The 17,002-nt window shown below is 31.3% G+C and carries 16 protein-coding genes; 14 read left to right on the top strand and 2 right to left on the bottom strand.

The genetic code is table 11. From position 1 onward, the window contains the following. The first annotated feature begins 9 nt into the window (after positions 1-9). From BN350_RS11970 to BN350_RS11945, 6 genes are all read left to right on the top strand, one after another. Positions 10-882 (top strand): aspartate carbamoyltransferase catalytic subunit, encoded by an 873-nt coding sequence (locus BN350_RS11970; protein ID WP_028043810.1) that lies wholly within the window; start codon positions 10-12, stop codon positions 880-882. Continuing rightward, positions 875-2,149: a dihydroorotase gene (locus tag BN350_RS11965; RefSeq protein WP_028043809.1), complete on the top strand. Its 1,275-nt coding sequence runs from the start codon at positions 875-877 to the stop codon at positions 2,147-2,149. The genes BN350_RS11970 and BN350_RS11965 overlap by 8 nt, the downstream gene beginning before the upstream one ends. Further along, positions 2,150-2,908 carry a dihydroorotate dehydrogenase electron transfer subunit gene (locus tag BN350_RS11960; RefSeq protein WP_028043808.1) on the top strand — a complete coding sequence of 253 codons (759 nt, stop codon included), beginning with the start codon at positions 2,150-2,152 and terminating at the stop codon, positions 2,906-2,908. Further along, the gene (locus BN350_RS11955; RefSeq protein ID WP_028043807.1) at positions 2,901-3,818 is read left to right on the top strand and encodes a dihydroorotate dehydrogenase; all 918 of its coding nucleotides are present in this window, start codon (positions 2,901-2,903) and stop codon (positions 3,816-3,818) included. Before BN350_RS11960 ends, BN350_RS11955 begins: the two co-directional genes overlap by 8 nt. Before the next feature lie 456 nt (positions 3,819-4,274). Next, the gene (locus BN350_RS21695) at positions 4,275-4,397 is read left to right on the top strand and encodes a hypothetical protein (protein ID WP_261797199.1); all 123 of its coding nucleotides are present in this window, start codon (positions 4,275-4,277) and stop codon (positions 4,395-4,397) included. Between the two features lie 497 nt (positions 4,398-4,894). Further along, on the top strand, positions 4,895-5,776 hold the full coding sequence (locus tag BN350_RS11945; protein WP_028043806.1) for a DMT family transporter: 882 nt from the start codon (positions 4,895-4,897) through the stop codon (positions 5,774-5,776). Here BN350_RS11945 and BN350_RS11940 read toward each other — a convergent pair. Next, complete coding sequence (locus BN350_RS11940; RefSeq protein WP_338140307.1) at positions 5,751-6,740, bottom strand: NAD(P)-dependent oxidoreductase; 990 nt, start codon at positions 6,738-6,740, stop codon at positions 5,751-5,753. The two genes, BN350_RS11945 and BN350_RS11940, sit on opposite strands and share 26 nt — an antisense overlap. Between BN350_RS11940 and BN350_RS11935 the strand changes: the two genes are divergently transcribed. The 8 genes from BN350_RS11935 to BN350_RS11900 all read left to right on the top strand — a co-directional run bounded on the left by BN350_RS11935 (position 6,715) and on the right by BN350_RS11900 (position 15,574). Beyond that, a complete protein-coding gene (locus tag BN350_RS11935; protein WP_028043804.1) occupies positions 6,715-7,173 on the top strand; it encodes a hypothetical protein in 459 nt (152 codons plus the stop codon). The genes BN350_RS11940 and BN350_RS11935 overlap by 26 nt on opposite strands. A 130-nt stretch (positions 7,174-7,303) precedes the next feature. Then, on the top strand, positions 7,304-7,570 hold the full coding sequence (gene rpsO, locus BN350_RS11930; protein ID WP_028043803.1) for a 30S ribosomal protein S15: 267 nt from the start codon (positions 7,304-7,306) through the stop codon (positions 7,568-7,570). A gap of 155 nt (positions 7,571-7,725) precedes the next feature. Further along, positions 7,726-9,084 (top strand): magnesium transporter, encoded by a 1,359-nt coding sequence (mgtE, locus tag BN350_RS11925; protein ID WP_028043802.1) that lies wholly within the window; start codon positions 7,726-7,728, stop codon positions 9,082-9,084. Positions 9,085-9,121: 37 nt separating this feature from the next. After that, complete coding sequence (locus tag BN350_RS19160; RefSeq protein WP_231385280.1) at positions 9,122-9,445, top strand: hypothetical protein; 324 nt, start codon at positions 9,122-9,124, stop codon at positions 9,443-9,445. A 216-nt stretch (positions 9,446-9,661) separates the two neighbouring features. Beyond that, entirely contained in the window at positions 9,662-11,794 is a 2,133-nt protein-coding gene (pnp, locus tag BN350_RS11915) for a polyribonucleotide nucleotidyltransferase (RefSeq protein WP_028043801.1), read from the top strand. After that, entirely contained in the window at positions 11,787-12,338 is a 552-nt protein-coding gene (locus BN350_RS11910) for a Maf family protein (protein WP_028043800.1), read from the top strand. The genes pnp and BN350_RS11910 overlap by 8 nt, the downstream gene beginning before the upstream one ends. 88 nt (positions 12,339-12,426) lie before the next feature. Beyond that, positions 12,427-14,346: a sensor domain-containing diguanylate cyclase gene (locus BN350_RS11905; RefSeq protein WP_028043799.1), complete on the top strand. Its 1,920-nt coding sequence runs from the start codon at positions 12,427-12,429 to the stop codon at positions 14,344-14,346. A gap of 109 nt (positions 14,347-14,455) precedes the next feature. Then, the gene (locus BN350_RS11900; protein WP_028043798.1) at positions 14,456-15,574 is read left to right on the top strand and encodes a 6-phosphofructokinase; all 1,119 of its coding nucleotides are present in this window, start codon (positions 14,456-14,458) and stop codon (positions 15,572-15,574) included. A 307-nt stretch (positions 15,575-15,881) separates the two neighbouring features. On the opposite strand, the gene ald is transcribed toward BN350_RS11900, so the two are convergent. Further along, positions 15,882-16,991: an alanine dehydrogenase gene (gene ald / locus BN350_RS11895; protein ID WP_028043797.1), complete on the bottom strand. Its 1,110-nt coding sequence runs from the start codon at positions 16,989-16,991 to the stop codon at positions 15,882-15,884. Positions 16,992-17,002 lie beyond the last annotated feature (11 nt).

The following is a 17,002-nucleotide window of genomic DNA, read 5'->3' as shown; positions in this document are numbered from 1 at the left end:
GAGAAAGACATGAAAAATATTTTCAATTTAAGTGATTTAAGTCTAGAGGAAATTAATGATCTTATTGATGAGGCTATTGCCTTTAAGAATGGCAAAGAAATCAATTATCAACAAAAAAAGGTTGTTGCAAATTTATTTTTTGAACCATCAACAAGAACGCATTACAGTTTTGATATGGCTGCTGGTAATTTGGGGTGTCGTACACAAAATTTTGAAGCAAGTAATTCAAGTTTAAAAAAAGGTGAGACCTTATATGATACTTGTAAATTATTTGAAAGTATTGGCTGTGATGTATTAGTTATTCGTCATACTGATGAGGATTATTACAAACAATTGACTGGGTTGAACGTACCAGTGTTAAATGCAGGTGATGGAAAAGGAAATCATCCTTCTCAATCATTATTGGATTTAATGACAATCAAAGAAGAATTTGGTTATTTTGAAGGATTAAAGGTGGTTATTGTTGGTGATATCTTACATTCAAGAGTTGCTCATTCTAATTATGATGTGATGCAGCGATTAGGAATGAAAGTTTATACATCTGGACCATTAGAATATAAACAGGATGGCTATAATTATGTTGATTTTGATGAAATTATTGAGGAGATGGATGTTGTTATGTTATTACGAGTGCAACATGAAAGACATACTGGAGATGAAAACTTTTCTAAAGAAAAATATCATCAAATATATGGTCTTTCTCAGGAAAGATATAATTGTTTAAAAGATACAGCGATTATTATGCATCCTGCTCCTATTAATAGAGATGTTGAAATTAAAGATGAACTCGTAGAAAGTGAGAAAAGTCGTATTTTTACACAGATGAAAAATGGAGTTTTTGTAAGAATGGCGATGATTCATAAGGTGTTGGAAGATGAATAATTATTTATTAAAAAATGCAAATTTATATAGAAATCAAAAGTTTCAAATTGTCGATATTTTGATTGAGGATGGGGTGATTACTGAAATTGCTCAAAATATTGAAAAAAATATACCTACATATGATTTGAAAGGTAAAATGGTCTCTCATAACTTTATTGATATGCATGTCCATTTAAGAGAACCAGGATTTGAATACAAGGAGACAATTGCGAGTGGAAGCTTAAGTGCATTATATGGTGGTTATGGGACAGTTGTTGCAATGGCAAATACACAGCCTTGTATGGATGATTTAGACACTATTCATGATTTTCAAAAACGTGTTGAAAAAGATGCGCATGTGAATGTTTATACATATAGTGCAATTACAACAGATCTAAAAGGAAAAGAATTAGTAGATATGGCTCATATTGTTGAGGAAGATATAGTTTTAGGATTCTCGGATGATGGAAAGGGTGTCCAAAGTGATGAAATGATGGATTTGGCAATGCAGTTGGCAAGTAATATAGATTCTATTATTGTTGCTCATTGTGAAGATGAAAGTGAACTGCAGGGTGGATGTATTCATGATGGTCTTTATGCAAAAAAGCATCATCTTGTTGGAATTAACAGTGCTTCTGAATATAAACAGGTTGCAAGAGATTTAGAACTTGTACGTCATTATCACAATCGCTATCATGTATGTCACATTTCGACTTTAGAAACTGTAGAATTATTGAGACAGGCTAAAAAAGATGGCTTGCCTGTTTCTGGTGAAGCATCACCACATCATTTGATTTTGACAGAAGAAAATATTCGAGATTGTCATCCAAATTATAAAATGAATCCACCACTTCGTTCAAAGGAGGACCATCAAGCTCTTATTCGAGGATTAAATGATCAAACAATTAAAGTTATTGCAACCGATCATGCTCCTCATGCAAGAGAAGAAAAAAATCGTCCTATTCAGGATGCACCATTTGGGATTATTGGAATTCAACATGCTTTTCCATTGCTTTATACATATCTTGTACAAAAGAATCTCGTGAAACTTGAAACAATTTTAGATGCTTTAACAACAGGACCGGCTCATGTTTTAAGGTTAAAAGGAACTGTTGAAGTAGGAGCTATTGCTAATTTATGTATATTCGATTTAGAAAAATCATTTGTTATTGAAGAAAAAGATATTCGTTCTAAATCTATAAATACACCATTTCTTGGAGTAACATGTCAGGGAAAGTTAGTTGCAAATATTATTAATGGAAAAATGATAGAAATGGAGGAAATGTAAGTGGCACATTATCAGGGAATAATGACTATTATATCAAAGAAAGAACTTGTGAAGGATGTTTATGAAATGGTTTTAGAAGGGGAATCAGCATCTTATGTTACAACACCAGGTCAATTTATTAATATTAAGATTAATGATTCTTTACAACCTTATTTAAGAAGACCTATGAGTATTTGTGATTATGATAAGAATCATATAACAATTATTTTTAGAGTCGTAGGAGAAGGTACAAAGATTCTTTCAGAAAAACAAATTGGAGATCAGTTAGATTGTTTAACTGGTTTAGGAAATGGTTTTGATGATTTGGATTATCAAAATGCTGTTGTAATAGGTGGAGGATTAGGTGTTCCGCCAATGTATAAATTAACAAAAGATTTATTAGCAAAGGGTGTAAAAGTCACAGCAATCCTAGGATTTAATACAAAAGATGCAGTTTTTTATCAGAAGGAATTTGAAAAACTTTGTCCCACATTCATTGCTACTATGGATGGCAGTTTAGGTGATAAAGGGACTGTTGTTGATGTTTTAAAGAAACATGAGATAGACATGGATGTTTATTATGCTTGTGGTCCTGAAAAAATGTTAGATGCATTAGTTTTAGAGTGTCCGGATAAAGGCTATCTATCTTTTGAAGCCAGAATGGGTTGTGGTTTTGGAGCATGTATGGGATGCTCATGTAAAGTCAAAACAAAACCATATAAAAGAATTTGTGTTGAAGGACCAGTATTACATTCAAGTGAGGTGATTGTCAATGGCTAATTTAAGAGTAAAATTACCAGGATTAGATATGAAAAATCCTGTTATTCCAGCAAGTGGGACATTTGGTTTTGGCTATGAATTTGCAAAGTTTTATGATATTAATGTTTTAGGTTCAATGATGTTAAAAGGGACAACATTAGAGCCACGTTATGGAAATCCTTTGCCTCGAATTGCTGAGGGACCAAGTGGACTGCTTAACGCAATTGGGTTACAAAATCCAGGTGTAGATGCTGTGATTAGTGAAGAATTAGAAAAATTAAGACCTTTATATACTGATAAAGTGATTGCTAATATTGGTGGTAATGGTATTGAAGATTATGTTGAAACAGCCAAAAGATTATCAGCTCATGATATGGTTGGTGCTTTAGAATTAAATATATCTTGTCCTAATGTTCATTGTGGTGGAATTCAATTTGGGACTAATCCAGAAATGGCTGCTGAGGTGACACGAGCTGTTAAGGCAGTCAGTACAAAGCCGGTCTATGTCAAATTGTCTCCAAATGTTACAGATATTGTGGCTATGGCTTTAGCTGTCGAAGCAGCAGGGGCTGATGGAATTACAATGATCAATACGATGATTGGTATGCGTTTTGATATTAAAACAGGAAAGCCGATCATTGCTAATAAAACAGGTGGTTATAGTGGACCAGCAATTTTTCCAGTTGCCTTAAGAATGGTTTATCAGGTGACACAAGCTGTTTCTATTCCAGTGATTGGAATGGGTGGTATATCAAGTGGAAAAGATGCTATTGAAATGATGATTGCAGGAGCAAGTGCTGTTGCTGTGGGATGTCAAAATCTAGTTGATCCTTATGCGTGTCCAAAAATTGTACAAGAAATGAATGATTTACTTGATGAAATGGGAATTAAAGATATAAACGAAATTGTTGGAAAATCTCATCAATACTAAGATGCATAACATGATATGCATCTTTTTTTCAAAAAGTCTTGACCTTATAGTTAATATAAGGTGTATAAAGGATGAAGAGGTAATTATGTAAAAATTAAAGAATTAGAAGAGATAACATATTTATCTAGTCAAGCAATTCGCTTTTATGAAGATAAAAATTGCTGCATTTCAATAGAGATCAATCTGGATATCATGATTATATAACAGAAAATGTTGAACAATTTTTCAAAATCAAATTATTAAGAAGGTAAGGTTTAACAATTCACGATATTATTCAATTCAATCATGAGAAATCAATATTGAGGATATCTTATATGAGAAAAATTCTGATTATGAGAAAAAAGATTTAGAATTATCTGTTTAAAAAGAATTATGTTTACAAGTTATTAAGGCTAAGGGGGATTATCAGTCTCTTTATGAGAATATTGATTATTTTGATTCTCAAGAGTTTAATATATGGAAGAATATCAAAGGTTATCAATTGGCGTCATTGCTTCCGTGATTGCTAGAATTGTCTTGACATTAAGTTGGAAATCTTTCTTAAAAGATTATCGTTCTCAAATGAAAATATATATGTAAGAAGGTATATATATTTTATCACAGTCACGTATTTATTCTTTTCTTTATATTATATTGTCTTTTGAAGTAATAATTATTTTGATAATTTTTCTATCTAGGTTCCTCAAGCATCACGATTATCAAAGTTATGATTTTGTTTTACCATTAATAAAAAAACATTTTTTACCATAGATGATTATCAATGGTTTATACTGTTTTTGAGAATGTAACAAAAGTGAGTCATTAAATTATTGTAAAACACTTTTTTCATTCATTAGGAAGCACATATCATTTATCTGATATAGAAAAAGTCAAAACAAGATTTCGTGAAAATGGATTTTGTTCTTATATAACCAAAGAAATTTTTATTATCAAATCACAATGAGTGATGGTGTTATGTTAGACCAAATATATAGAGATTGTTTTCTTCAAACATAGAAAATAAGTAAGCAGAAAACTCTTTTACATTTTCTGCTTTTAAATATAAAAAAATGGTGCATACTATTTTGGGTGATATCATGTCGATTTATTTACAATTATTATTAGCAAGTTTCTTTTGGGGAAGTAATGTCATTGTTATGAAACTATTATTACAAGAACTTCCTTTTTTATTATTGGCAACAATGCGTGTTTTTTTATCTTTTCTTTTTTTAGGAATTTATATGAAAATGAAACATCTTTCTTTTCATTACGACTATCATAAAAAAGCACTCTTTATTGGTATGTTCGCAATTTATCTCAATTTTTTCTTTACTTTTTTAGGAATGAATGAAGTGAAAGGAATAGATAATGCATTTATGAATGCTCTAGCTCCAATGATGACTTTTGTTTTTTCAGTTCTTTTATTAAAACAGAAGGGAAACTTGAGAGAATATATTGCAATTGGATTAACAATTTTTGCATTTTTATTATCAATACGTTTTCAAATTTTTGATATTCAAATTGGATTTTGGTATTTGTTTTTAGGAATGATTTTATATATGCTAGCTAATGTTTGTATTCAAAAATGGCAACTTCATAATTGCTTAACTCTTTCTTTTTATGAATTGTTTTATGGATTTCTTTTTTTAGTCATTCATTGTTGGATACAAAATCAACTTCATTTTCAACCATTATTTGAAATATCTTTATTCCACTGGATTTTGTTTATTGTAATTTCAGGAATTGGATTTGCTTATATACAAGTTATTTATATGAAGTCTATTGGAACCATTGGTGCTTTGAAAACAAGTTTTTTTCTGAGTTTAAATCCTATTATTACTTATATTGAATCATTGATTTTTTTAAATGAATCATTTGATTGGTTACATTTTATTGGTTTTGTTTTACTAGGCATTTCTATTTATTTTATTAAAGGACAAAAAGAAAAAGGAACTACACTTTTTCGTAATAATGAATAAGCGCTTGTGTTCCATTTTCGTCTTCATGAAGATTTTCATACATTTCTAAAACCTTATCTAATATATTTAAATGGGTTTCATAAGAATCCATTTCTTTTTGAGCAATTTTCATATCTTTAATAAAGTGTTTAATATAAAATCCCGGATTGAAATCCTGATCAATCATTGCTTGACCATTATGTTCTAATTGCCAGCTCCCAGCAGCACCTGATGATATGCATTGCATCATTGTTTCAGTATTAAGTTTGGCTGTATGAGCATAGTGAATAGCTTCAGCAACACCTGCAATGGTACCAGCTATGACAATTTGATTGGCCATTTTTGTGTGTTGACCCATACCGGCATCACCAGTATAATGAATTGTTTTTCCTAAAATATGAAATAACGGTTTGGCTTTTTCAAAAGCATCCTCATCACCACCAACCATAATGGAAAGCGTTGCATTTTTTGCACCAATATCGCCACCTGATACAGGAGCATCTAAGCTTAATAATCCTTTTTCATTAGCACTTGTATAAATTTTTTGAGCTAAAGCAGGAGCAGAAGTTGTAAAATCAATAAGCAAAGTTCCTTTTGGAACATTTTCTAAAATACCATTTTCGCCATAGTAAACTTCTTCCACATCTTGAGGATATCCAACCATTGTCATAATAACATCCTGATTTTGAACACATTCTTTAACTGTATCTTTCCAGATGATTCCGGATTTTAATAAATCTTCGACTTTTGATTTTGTTCGTGTATAAATCGTCACAGTATAACCAGCATTATGTAAATTTCTAACCATTGATTGGCCCATAACACCAACACCAATAAATCCAATATTTTGCATATAATACCTCCTCATTAGAAATATTCTATCATTTTTTGACTTTTTTGGAAATGATATGACAAAAAAAAGAATGAGTGATATACTAAAGAAGCAGGAGGGATCATTTATGAAAAAGAAATCAATAATTTTCATTGTTGTTGCTGTGATTGGTGCTATTTTGTTATATTTTGAATTAAATTCGAATCAATTGGGAAAAGATACGTATAATGAGGATCACATTGAAACAATTGAAAATCAATGGAATCTTCAATTACCAGATTCTAAAACACTTGTATATCAAAGAAGTACACCGTTTGGATTTCATGGAGATCAAACAAAATATTTCTTATTTAATCTTTATCATTCTGATCAGTCTTATTTTGTTGATTATATAAAAGAACCATCAACAGAATTCGAAAATGAAGTTTCTCAATTATTATTAAATCTTCAATATGAAGAACAATATATCCCAAAATTTGATGAAGGATATGCTTATCAAAAATTAAGTCAAAACAATTTTCATCAACTTTATCTCATTGTATCAGATGATTTATCAAAACTATATGTGATAGAAAATAAAATATAGTGATAAATGGAAAATATCTTGACATATGTATCAAAATCTTTATAATAACATGTGCGGCTACATCTAGGATATAAGAGTCCTCGACCTATATCTTGGAAATAGCTAAGTTAAAATACAAGGAGGAAATGTTATGTTAACTAAAGAAGAAAAAACTGCTATTATTAAAGAATATGCAACTAAAGAAGGAGATACTGGTTCTCCAGAAGTACAAATCGCTGTTTTAACTGCCGATATCAACAAATTAAACGGACACTTTAAAGTTCATAAAAAAGATCATCATTCAAATAGAGGTCTTTTAAAGAAAATTGGTAGAAGAAGAGATTTATTAAAATATTTAAAAAATAAAGATCTTGATAGATATACAGCATTAGTTGACAAATTAGGATTAAGAAGATAAAAGATATTCAAAAAAGAATATCTTTTTTTCTTTGTCTCGTTTATAATAATGTTAGATTTTATCTTGAAAGGATGTGATTTGTATGTTTTACAGTAATAACGATGTTCCTGAGCCGTTATCCTTTTTACATACAATAATATCTTGGAGGGAAAAATATGGAAGAAAGAATAGAAGAATTAGAAATTCAAATTAAAGATTTATTAGAGAATAAAAAATATCACCAGATTAGAGAATTATTAGTTGATTTAAATGAAGCAGATATTGCAGAAATTATTGAAACAATTGATGAACGTGAAGATGTTGTGCGTTTGTTTAGATTATTACCTAAGGATAGTGCAGCTGATGTTTTTTCATACATACCAGTTGAATATGAACAAATGATTATTGAGTCTTTGACAAATCGTGAGATTGGACAAATCATGAATGATTTGTATTCTGATGATGCAGTTGATATGTTAGAAGAAATGCCTGCAAATGTTGTGAAAAAGGTTTTAGCAGCAACTGATAAAGAAACACGTAGAGATATTAACAGTTTGTTAAAGTATCCAGAAGATTCTGCTGGTAGTATTATGACTGTTGAATTTGTTGACTTACGTGCCTATATGAGTGTGAGTGATGCGATTGAACGTATTCGTAAAACAGGAATTGATAAAGAAACAATTAATATCTGTTATGTTACTGATGCCCAAAAACATCTGTTAGGAATTGTAACATTAAGAGAAATTATTTTGTCTAATGAAAACATAAGTATTAAAGAATTGATGACTGAAAATATCATTACAGTTCATACATTGGATGATCAAGAAGAAGTTGCAAAACAGTTTCAAAAATATGATTTTGCAGCTATGCCAGTTGTTGATAATGAAAATAGATTGGTTGGTATTATTACTGTAGATGATGTAATGGATATCATTGAAGAAGAGGCAACTGAAGATATCGAAATGATGGCTGCTATTACACCAACTGATCAACCATATATGAAAACCAGTGTTTGGGATACTTACAAAAAACGTATTCCTTGGCTCTTGTTATTGATGATTTCTGCTTCAATTACGGGAAAAATTATTCAAGGTTTTGAATCAGCTTTATCCACTTATGTTATTTTAACTGCTTTTATTCCTATGTTAATGGACACTGGTGGAAATTGTGGGTCACAGGCATCTGTATCTGTTATTCGAGCTTTATCATTGGATGAAGTTGAATTTAAAGAGCTTCCACTGGTCATCTGGAAAGAAATGAAAGTTTCTATTATTGTTGGAGGTACACTTTCAGTAGCTAATTTTGTAAAGATATTATTAATTGACCAAACAACAACATTAGTTGCTTTTGTTGTTTGTTTAACTTTATTTGTTACTGTTGTTGTTGCTAAATTGGTAGGCTGTATATTACCTATTTTGGCTGATAAAATTGGGTTTGATCCTGCTGTGATGGCAAGTCCTTTTATTACAACAATTGTAGATGCTTTATCTTTATTAGTATATTTTAATGTTGCAGGGATATTTTTGAATTTATGATGGATATATATATGTTTCTTGGATTGGAATTATTTACTTGATAGGGTTAATATTTCCTAATCTTCTTTGGGCAAAACATCAGCCTATTGGTTATGATACATCTCATGAAAATAAAGTTTTATTGGTATTGGAAAGAGTTGGTGAAGTTCTTACATCTTGTTTTGGTGTAATATCTTTTCAAGAAGTTGTTTATTGTTTTGACATTTTTATGATGATTTCTATAGTAGCTATGTTTATTTATGAAGGTTTTTGGGTTCGATATTTTAAAAGCGCTCAAACGCTTAATAACTTTTATGCTTCATTTTTAGGTATTCCACTTGCTGGAGCAACTTGTCCAGTTATTGCTTTTTTGTGTTTATGAATATCAATTCAAAATATTGCTTTGATTGTATCGACAATACTTTTAGGAATTGGACATATTGGTATTCATTATCAGCATTTTAGAGATATAAAGGGGAAACATTAGAGAAAATGTTTCTTCTTTTTTATGAGTTTATGAATATCTCAAAATAAATGTTTTGTTATTAGGACAATTTATGCTATAATGTCTTAGATAATGAAGAGGTGGAAATATAATATGTCAAAACAAGTATTTAGTTTAGAATTTTATGGTAAGACATTAACTGTAGAAACAGGAGAACTTGCTAAACAAGCCAATGGTTCTGTATTGGTAAGATATGATGATACAGTTATTTTGTCAACTGCTGTAGCAGGGAAAGAACCAAAAGATGTGGATTTTTTCCCATTAACCGTTACATATGAAGAAAAATTATATTCTGTAGGTAAAATTCCTGGAGGATTCTTAAAAAGAGAGGGACGTCCTAGTGAACATGGGACATTAACGGCTCGTATGATTGACAGACCAATTCGTCCGCTATTTGCTGATGGGTTTAGAAATGAAGTTCAAGTTGTGAATACAGTTTTATCTGTAGATCAGGATGCATCACCAGAAATGGCTGCAATGTTTGGGGCTTCATTAGCATTATGCTTATCTGATATTCCTTTTAATGGACCTATTGCTGGTGTACATGTTGGATTGATTGATGGTGAGTTTACTGTTAATGCAGGGCCAGAGGACATGGAAAGAAGTTTAATTAATCTAGAAGTTGCAGGGACTAAAGATGCTATTAATATGGTGGAAGCTGATGCTAAAGAAGTTGATGAAGAAACAATGTTAAATGCATTGATGTTTGGTCATGAAGCAATTAAAGAATTAATTGCTTTTGAAGAAAAGATTGTTGCAGCTTGTGGCAAGGAAAAAGTTGAAATTCCTTTATTTGAATTAGATCCTGCAATTGTTGCAGAAGTTGAATCATTAGCCAAAGAAAGAATGATTGATGCAGTTCGTATTCCAGGAAAATTGGAAAGATATGGAGCTATTGATGATATTAATGATGAAATTGTTGCTTTATTTGAATCGAGAGAATATGCAGATTTTAAAGAAGAAGCAAAAGTTATCAAACAAGTCAAAATGGTTTTACATGACTTAGAGAAGGATGAAGTCAGAAGATTAATTACGGAAGATAAAGTAAGACCTGATGGACGTCAAATTGATGAAGTGAGACCATTAAATGCTCAGGTAGATTTATTGCCAAGAGTTCATGGTTCAGCATTATTTACACGTGGTGAAACACAAGTACTATCAGTGTGTACATTAGGGGCGCTAGGAGAACATCAAAAGATTGATGGCTTAGGATTAGAAGATCAAAAGAGATTCATGCATCATTATAACTTCCCACCATATTCTGTAGGTGAAACAGGAAGAATGGGGGCTCCTGGTCGTCGTGAGATTGGACATGGTGCATTAGGAGAAAGAGCATTGGCTCAAGTTATTCCAAGTGAAGATGAATTTCCATATACAATTCGAGTTGTATCAGAAGTATTAGAATCAAATGGTTCATCATCACAGGCATCAATATGTGCATCTTCAATGGCTTTAATGACAGCTGGAGTTCCTATCAGTAATCCAGTCAGTGGGGTTGCTATGGGATTAGTAAAAAAAGGTGATGACTATACAATATTGACAGATATTCAAGGAATGGAAGATCATTTAGGCGATATGGATTTTAAAGTCGCAGGTACAAAAAAAGGAATTTGTGCATTGCAAATGGATATTAAAATTGATGGAATTACTAAAGAAATTTTGCAGGAAGCATTAACGCAAGCTAAGATTGGACGTCAACAAATTATGGATTGTATGTTAGGAGCTATTGATCAACCTAAAAATCAATTAAGTCCATATGCTCCAAAAGTCTTTATGATGAGAATTGATCCAGATCAAATTAAAGATGTTATTGGACCTGGTGGAAAGAATATTAATGAAATTATTGAAAAATCAAATGATGTGAAGATAGATATTGAACAAGATGGTCGTGTAACAATTTATCATTTTGATCAAGATGCTATTAATACAGCTGCTAAACTTATTGAAAACATTGTCAAGAAAGCAGAAGTTGGAGAAATCTATGATGGTAAGGTTGTTCGTGTAGAAGACAAATTTGCCTTTGTTGAATTATTTGAAGGAACAAATGGATTCTTACATGTTGGAGATGTTGCACATGAAAGAATTAATAAAGTTTCGGATGTTTTAAAATTAGGTGATGTTGTGAAAGTAAAAGTTATTAAAATAACTGATAAAGGTGTTAATGTTTCTAGAAAAGCATTATTACCAAAACCAGTTCAATCAAAGGAAGATAAATCTGGTGAATAAAATTATTCTGGCTTCAACGTCTCCTAGACGAAAAGAATTACTAGAAAGAGAAGGCATCGATTTTATAATCGATGCTTCTTCTATAGATGAAATTATGGATGAAACATTACCCATTCCACAAAGATTCATTTCTTTAGCAATTGATAAGGCAACACCAATCCATCAAAAATACCCTGATGATATAGTGATTGGTGCTGATACAATTGTTTATTTTAACAATCAAATTATTGGTAAAGCTAAAGATGAAAAAGAGGCGAGATATATATTAGAAATGTTATCTGGACAGAAACATACTGTGTATACAGCGGTTGCAATTTATTTTGGAAGTCAATTAGAAACTTTTGTTGAAACGACAGATGTTTATTTTAAGGATATTCATGGAATGTTGGATAAGTATTTAAACTCAGGTGAATGGCAAGGTAAAGCTGGGGCTTATGGAATTCAAGGGTTAGCTGATTGTTTTGTTGATTATGTTGATGGCGATAAAGATAATGTTATTGGATTACCAGTATCAAAAGTTGTAAAGAAATTAAAATATCGTTAACCTATCTTTGATAGGTTTTTTCTGTTATCTATAAGGTAAATATGGTATGATAAGAAAAATAATCTATTGTAAGAATTGGGGAATGATAATGCAAAAAATAATGCGAAAATATTTATTATTTATAATGATAATTGCAATGATTGCTATTTTAGTATTTCATTACAATGCAGTAGGAATGACTTTAGTCAATGAAAAACAACGTTCTTTTCAAAATAAAATAAATCAATTAATCTCTGTAATAGAAAATAATGATATTGAGTTACAAACTTTAACAGAAAGTTTAAACGAAGATTATTTAACGCGTGCAAAAGCTTTTGCATATATAATTGAAAAGGATTCAAGTATCTTAAAGAAACAATCGGAGCTAGAAAGAATATCAAAATTGTTAAATGTAGATGAATTACATGTTACAAATAGTCAAGGAATTATTACATATTCAACTGTTCTCAAGTATATTGGAATTGATTTTCATGATGGTGAGCAAACAAGTGGTTTTTTGCCAATTTTAGAGAGTTATCCCCAAAATAGTTATGTTATTCAAGAAATGCAACCTAATACAGCCGAAAGAAAAATGATGCAGTATGTGGGTGTAAGTCGTCCTGATGAAAAAGGAATTGTACAGGTTGGATTGGAACCTGCTAGATTAATTGATACCAAGAAGAGAAATACATATGCGTCTATTTTGAATAAGATTCCTGTTGATAAAGGAGAAAGTCTATTTGTGATTGATAAGAAAACAAAGGCAGTGATAGCGCATACTGATGAGAAATATTCAAGTGTAGAAAACATTGAAACATTGGGTGTTACGTTAGAAGACTTTCTTTCTGCGCATAAAGGTAAATTTTTTAAAGTGGATCAAAAACAGCGTTATATACTCACTAATGAAAATAATGATGTTATTTTTGGAATTGGAATTCCTCAAGATACTTTATATGCAACGAGAATGCGTGAAACAATAACTTTTGCATTTTACCTTTTGGTGATTTATATTGTGTCTTTATTAGTTGTGAATAGGGTGGTTAATCGTTATATCATTAGTGGTGTTCATCGTATTGTTCATGATTTACATGAAATACAAAGAGGACATTTAGATCTTAAGGTTGATGTGAAAACTGCACCGGAATTAGAAACATTAAGTCAGGATATTAATGCAATGGTTCAAGCTATTCTAAATGCAACAGTCAAGGTATCACAGATTATTGAAATGACTGATATTCCTATTGCTGCATTTGAATGTCGAGAAGACATTCCTCATGTTTTGGTAACTTCTCGTTTAAAAAGTCTTTTGCATTTGGATAACCAACAGGCTGATATATTATTTAAAGATAAAACACTCTTTTTAAATAAATTAGAGATACTATTGAAAAATGAAGTTGCTTCTCATATTTATTGCATTGATTATCAGTATTATTTGAAAATACATGTTGTTTATGAAGAAGGAGATATATTAGGAACAGTTGAAGATGTTACCAATGATTATTTACAGCATTGTATGTTGAAATATGAATCAGAACATGATACTTTAACACATCTCTTTATTTATAAAACATATCTGCAGCAGCTAGAAGAGTTGAATAATTCAGATTTAGAATTAAAGGTTGCAGCTGCTGTTATGATTGATTTAGATGACTTCAAACAGATTAATGATCAGTTTGGGCATGATTTTGGTGATGTTTATCTTACAAAATTTGCTTATTGTCTTCATATGCTAGCACCTGATCATGCGATTATATCAAGACGTTCTGGTGATGAATTTTGTATGTTCTTATATGGTTTTGAAAATCGTAAAATGTTGAGTGATTATATTCGATACTTATGGTCAGAAATGTCACAAATGAAATTATCATTTGCCCAACGTAAAGATGTTTATTTGCATGCATCAGGTGGATTAGCATGGATGAATGAGCATGAAAATGTTTATGAATTAATGAAAGCCGCCGATATCGCTTTATATAGGGCAAAGAATGATGGTAAAGGAAAGTGCTTTATTGAGGGACAAGGTTTTTAGAAATCTTGTCTTTTCTTTTAAAAATATGTAAACGTATTCATTTTTTTGTTGTAGTCTTGCTCGATTTTTATTATAATAGATAAGTAGGAAAAAATTGGAGGATATATATATGGAAAAGAAAGTGAAAAAAATTGCATTACTTTCTGGTGGTGGTGACTGTCCAGGTTTAAATGCTGTTATAAGAACAATAACAAAGACTGCAATTAGTAAATATGGTTGGGAAGTTATTGGTTATGTTTATGGATACCGTGGTTTATACAATAACAATTATATTGAATTAACAGAAGAAAAAGTAGAAGATATCTATAAAGAAGGTGGAACTATTTTATATAGTTCTAATAAAGATAATTTATTTGATTACCTTGTAGATGATGGAAAAGGTGGAAAAATAAAAAAAGATGTGAGTGATATTGGGGTTGAGAATCTTAAAAAAGCTGGTGTTGATGTTTTGGTAGTTTTGGGTGGTGATGGAACATTAACAAGTGCTAGAGATTTTTCTAGAAAAGGTGTAAATGTTATTGGAGTCCCTAAAACAATGGATAATGATTTATCAAGTACTGATTTGACTTATGGATTTATTAGTGCTATGAGTGTGGGAACTGAATTTATAGATCGTTTACAAACTACTGCGAAGTCACATCATCGTGTGATTTGTTGTGAATTAATGGGTAGAGATGCTGGATGGATTTCATTGTATGCAGGTTTAGCAGGAAATGCTGGGGTTTGTTTAATTCCTGAAATTCCATTTACTATTGAGAACATTGCAAAACATGTAGCTAAACGTGATGCTGCTGGTATGCCTTATACAGTTATTGCTGTAGCTGAAGGTGCGAAATATGCAGATGGAACAAAGGTAATTGGTAAAATTGTTGAAGATTCACCAGATCCAGTTCGTTATAGTGGTTTGGCAGCTAAAGTTGCAGATGATCTTGAAAAGGTTATTCCAAATCATGAAGTACGTTCAGTGAATCCTGGGCATATTATCCGTGGTGGTGATATTACAGCATATGACCGTATATTATCAATTCGTTTTGGAGTGAAAGCTTGTGAATTAATTGATGAAGGATTATTTGGCAATGTTGTTACTTTACATGGTGAAAATATGGATTATACATCTTTAGAAGAAGTGATTGGTGATGCTAAATTTGGAAAACAAAAAGTTGTTGATCCAAATGGAGAATTAGTTAGAGCTGCAAAAGCAATCGGTGTTTGTTTCGGTGATGAGTAAATAAAAGCAAATAAATTAATGCGATGTTATTAAGTTAAGTATAGGAGAAGCACAAAAATATGCTTCTCCTTTTTGCTGAAAAAAGCTATATCAGTAGGAAATATGAGAACTCATCTATAGATCATTTAAAATCTAAAGAGATAAATCCAATTTCATCTATTAAATGAGATGCAACCCAATGTCTCTATACTTTAACTATAGATATGACTCATGAGTTACAATTCATTACTGCATTTTTCAAAAAATAAAAACCATAAGACATATTCTATGAACATTGTCTTATGGTCAATATGAAATAAATCTTTTTTTAAATTAGTCCTTTTGGATTATGGTAAGTCTCGTGAAGCGCTTCAGCAACAGCCTGACATGTTAACATTCCTTTGAATGTGTTTAATCCCAACAAGAAACCTTCATCTTGTTTTAATGCTTCTAGTCCTAAGTTACTAAGTTTTAAAATATAAGGAAGAGTTGCATTAGATAAAGCAATTGTAGAAGTTCTTGGTACTGCACCTGGCATGTTTGCAACTGAATAATGAAGTACTCCATATTTTTCAAATGTTGGCTGATCGTGTGTTGTTGTATGATCGCATGTTTCAATACATCCACCTTGATCAATAGCGACATCAACAATGACACTTCCATCTTTCATTGTTTTAACCATATCCTCAGTCACTAACTTAGGGGCACGAGCACCTGGAATTAAAACTGCACCAATAACTAAATCAGCTGTTTTCAATGCATTACGTAGGTTGTATTCGTTGTTGAAGACAGTATGAATTGTTCCATTGCTCATGTCATCAATATAAGCCATACGTTCTGCATCAATTTCAAATACATGGACTTGGGCACCTAAGCCACTAGCAATACGAGCAGCATTGAATCCAACTGTTCCACCACCAATAATAACAACTTCAGCAGGCATAACACCAGGAACTCCACCAAGCAGTAATCCACTACCTCCATGTGTTTTTTGTAATAAAGTTGCTCCAACTTGAACAGACATGCGTCCCGCAACTTCACTCATTGGTGTAAGTAAAGGCAATGTATGCTTTTTAGATACAACAGTTTCATAGGCAATTGCTGTTGTATGGGAGTCAAGCAGTGCTTTTGCGAATGGTTCATTACTTGCAATATGCAGATAAGTGAAGACCATCTGATCTTCGCGCAAATATTTATATTCACTTTCTAAATATTCTTTGACTTTAACTATTAAATCTGCTTTAGCAAAAACATCCTCTACTGAACAAATTTGAGCACCGGCTTCTAAATATTCTACATCACTAAAGCCACTTCCTATACCAGCATTTGTTTCTACAAGAACACTATGTCCTTCTTTCACTAATGTCATAACACCAGCAGGTGTTAATGAAACGCGATTTTCGTTATTTTTAATTTCTTTTGGTATACCAATAATCATATTCTCACTCC

It is taken from the genome of Candidatus Stoquefichus massiliensis AP9 (assembly GCF_000455285.1).
Classification (GTDB): Bacteria; Bacillota_I; Bacilli_A; order Erysipelotrichales; family Coprobacillaceae; genus Stoquefichus; species Stoquefichus massiliensis.
This window is presented reverse-complemented; position numbering and strand designations above follow the sequence as displayed.

Coding starts and splice junctions, on each gene's coding strand:
- BN350_RS11940 (WP_338140307.1), bottom strand. CDS start 6,740: ATGAAAATTATTGATTTCTTTTTCATAAATGATCCCTCCTGCTTCTTT.
- BN350_RS11955 (WP_028043807.1), top strand. CDS start 2,901: ATGGCTAATTTAAGAGTAAAATTACCAGGATTAGATATGAAAAATCCT.
- ald (WP_028043797.1), bottom strand. CDS start 16,991: ATGATTATTGGTATACCAAAAGAAATTAAAAATAACGAAAATCGCGTT.
- mgtE (WP_028043802.1), top strand. CDS start 7,726: ATGGAAGAAAGAATAGAAGAATTAGAAATTCAAATTAAAGATTTATTA.
- BN350_RS11945 (WP_028043806.1), top strand. CDS start 4,895: ATGTCGATTTATTTACAATTATTATTAGCAAGTTTCTTTTGGGGAAGT.
- BN350_RS11965 (WP_028043809.1), top strand. CDS start 875: ATGAATAATTATTTATTAAAAAATGCAAATTTATATAGAAATCAAAAG.
- pnp (WP_028043801.1), top strand. CDS start 9,662: ATGTCAAAACAAGTATTTAGTTTAGAATTTTATGGTAAGACATTAACT.
- BN350_RS11905 (WP_028043799.1), top strand. CDS start 12,427: ATGCAAAAAATAATGCGAAAATATTTATTATTTATAATGATAATTGCA.
- BN350_RS21695 (WP_261797199.1), top strand. CDS start 4,275: ATGGAAGAATATCAAAGGTTATCAATTGGCGTCATTGCTTCCGTGATT.
- BN350_RS11900 (WP_028043798.1), top strand. CDS start 14,456: ATGGAAAAGAAAGTGAAAAAAATTGCATTACTTTCTGGTGGTGGTGAC.
- rpsO (WP_028043803.1), top strand. CDS start 7,304: ATGTTAACTAAAGAAGAAAAAACTGCTATTATTAAAGAATATGCAACT.
- BN350_RS11970 (WP_028043810.1), top strand. CDS start 10: ATGAAAAATATTTTCAATTTAAGTGATTTAAGTCTAGAGGAAATTAAT.
- BN350_RS11935 (WP_028043804.1), top strand. CDS start 6,715: ATGAAAAAGAAATCAATAATTTTCATTGTTGTTGCTGTGATTGGTGCT.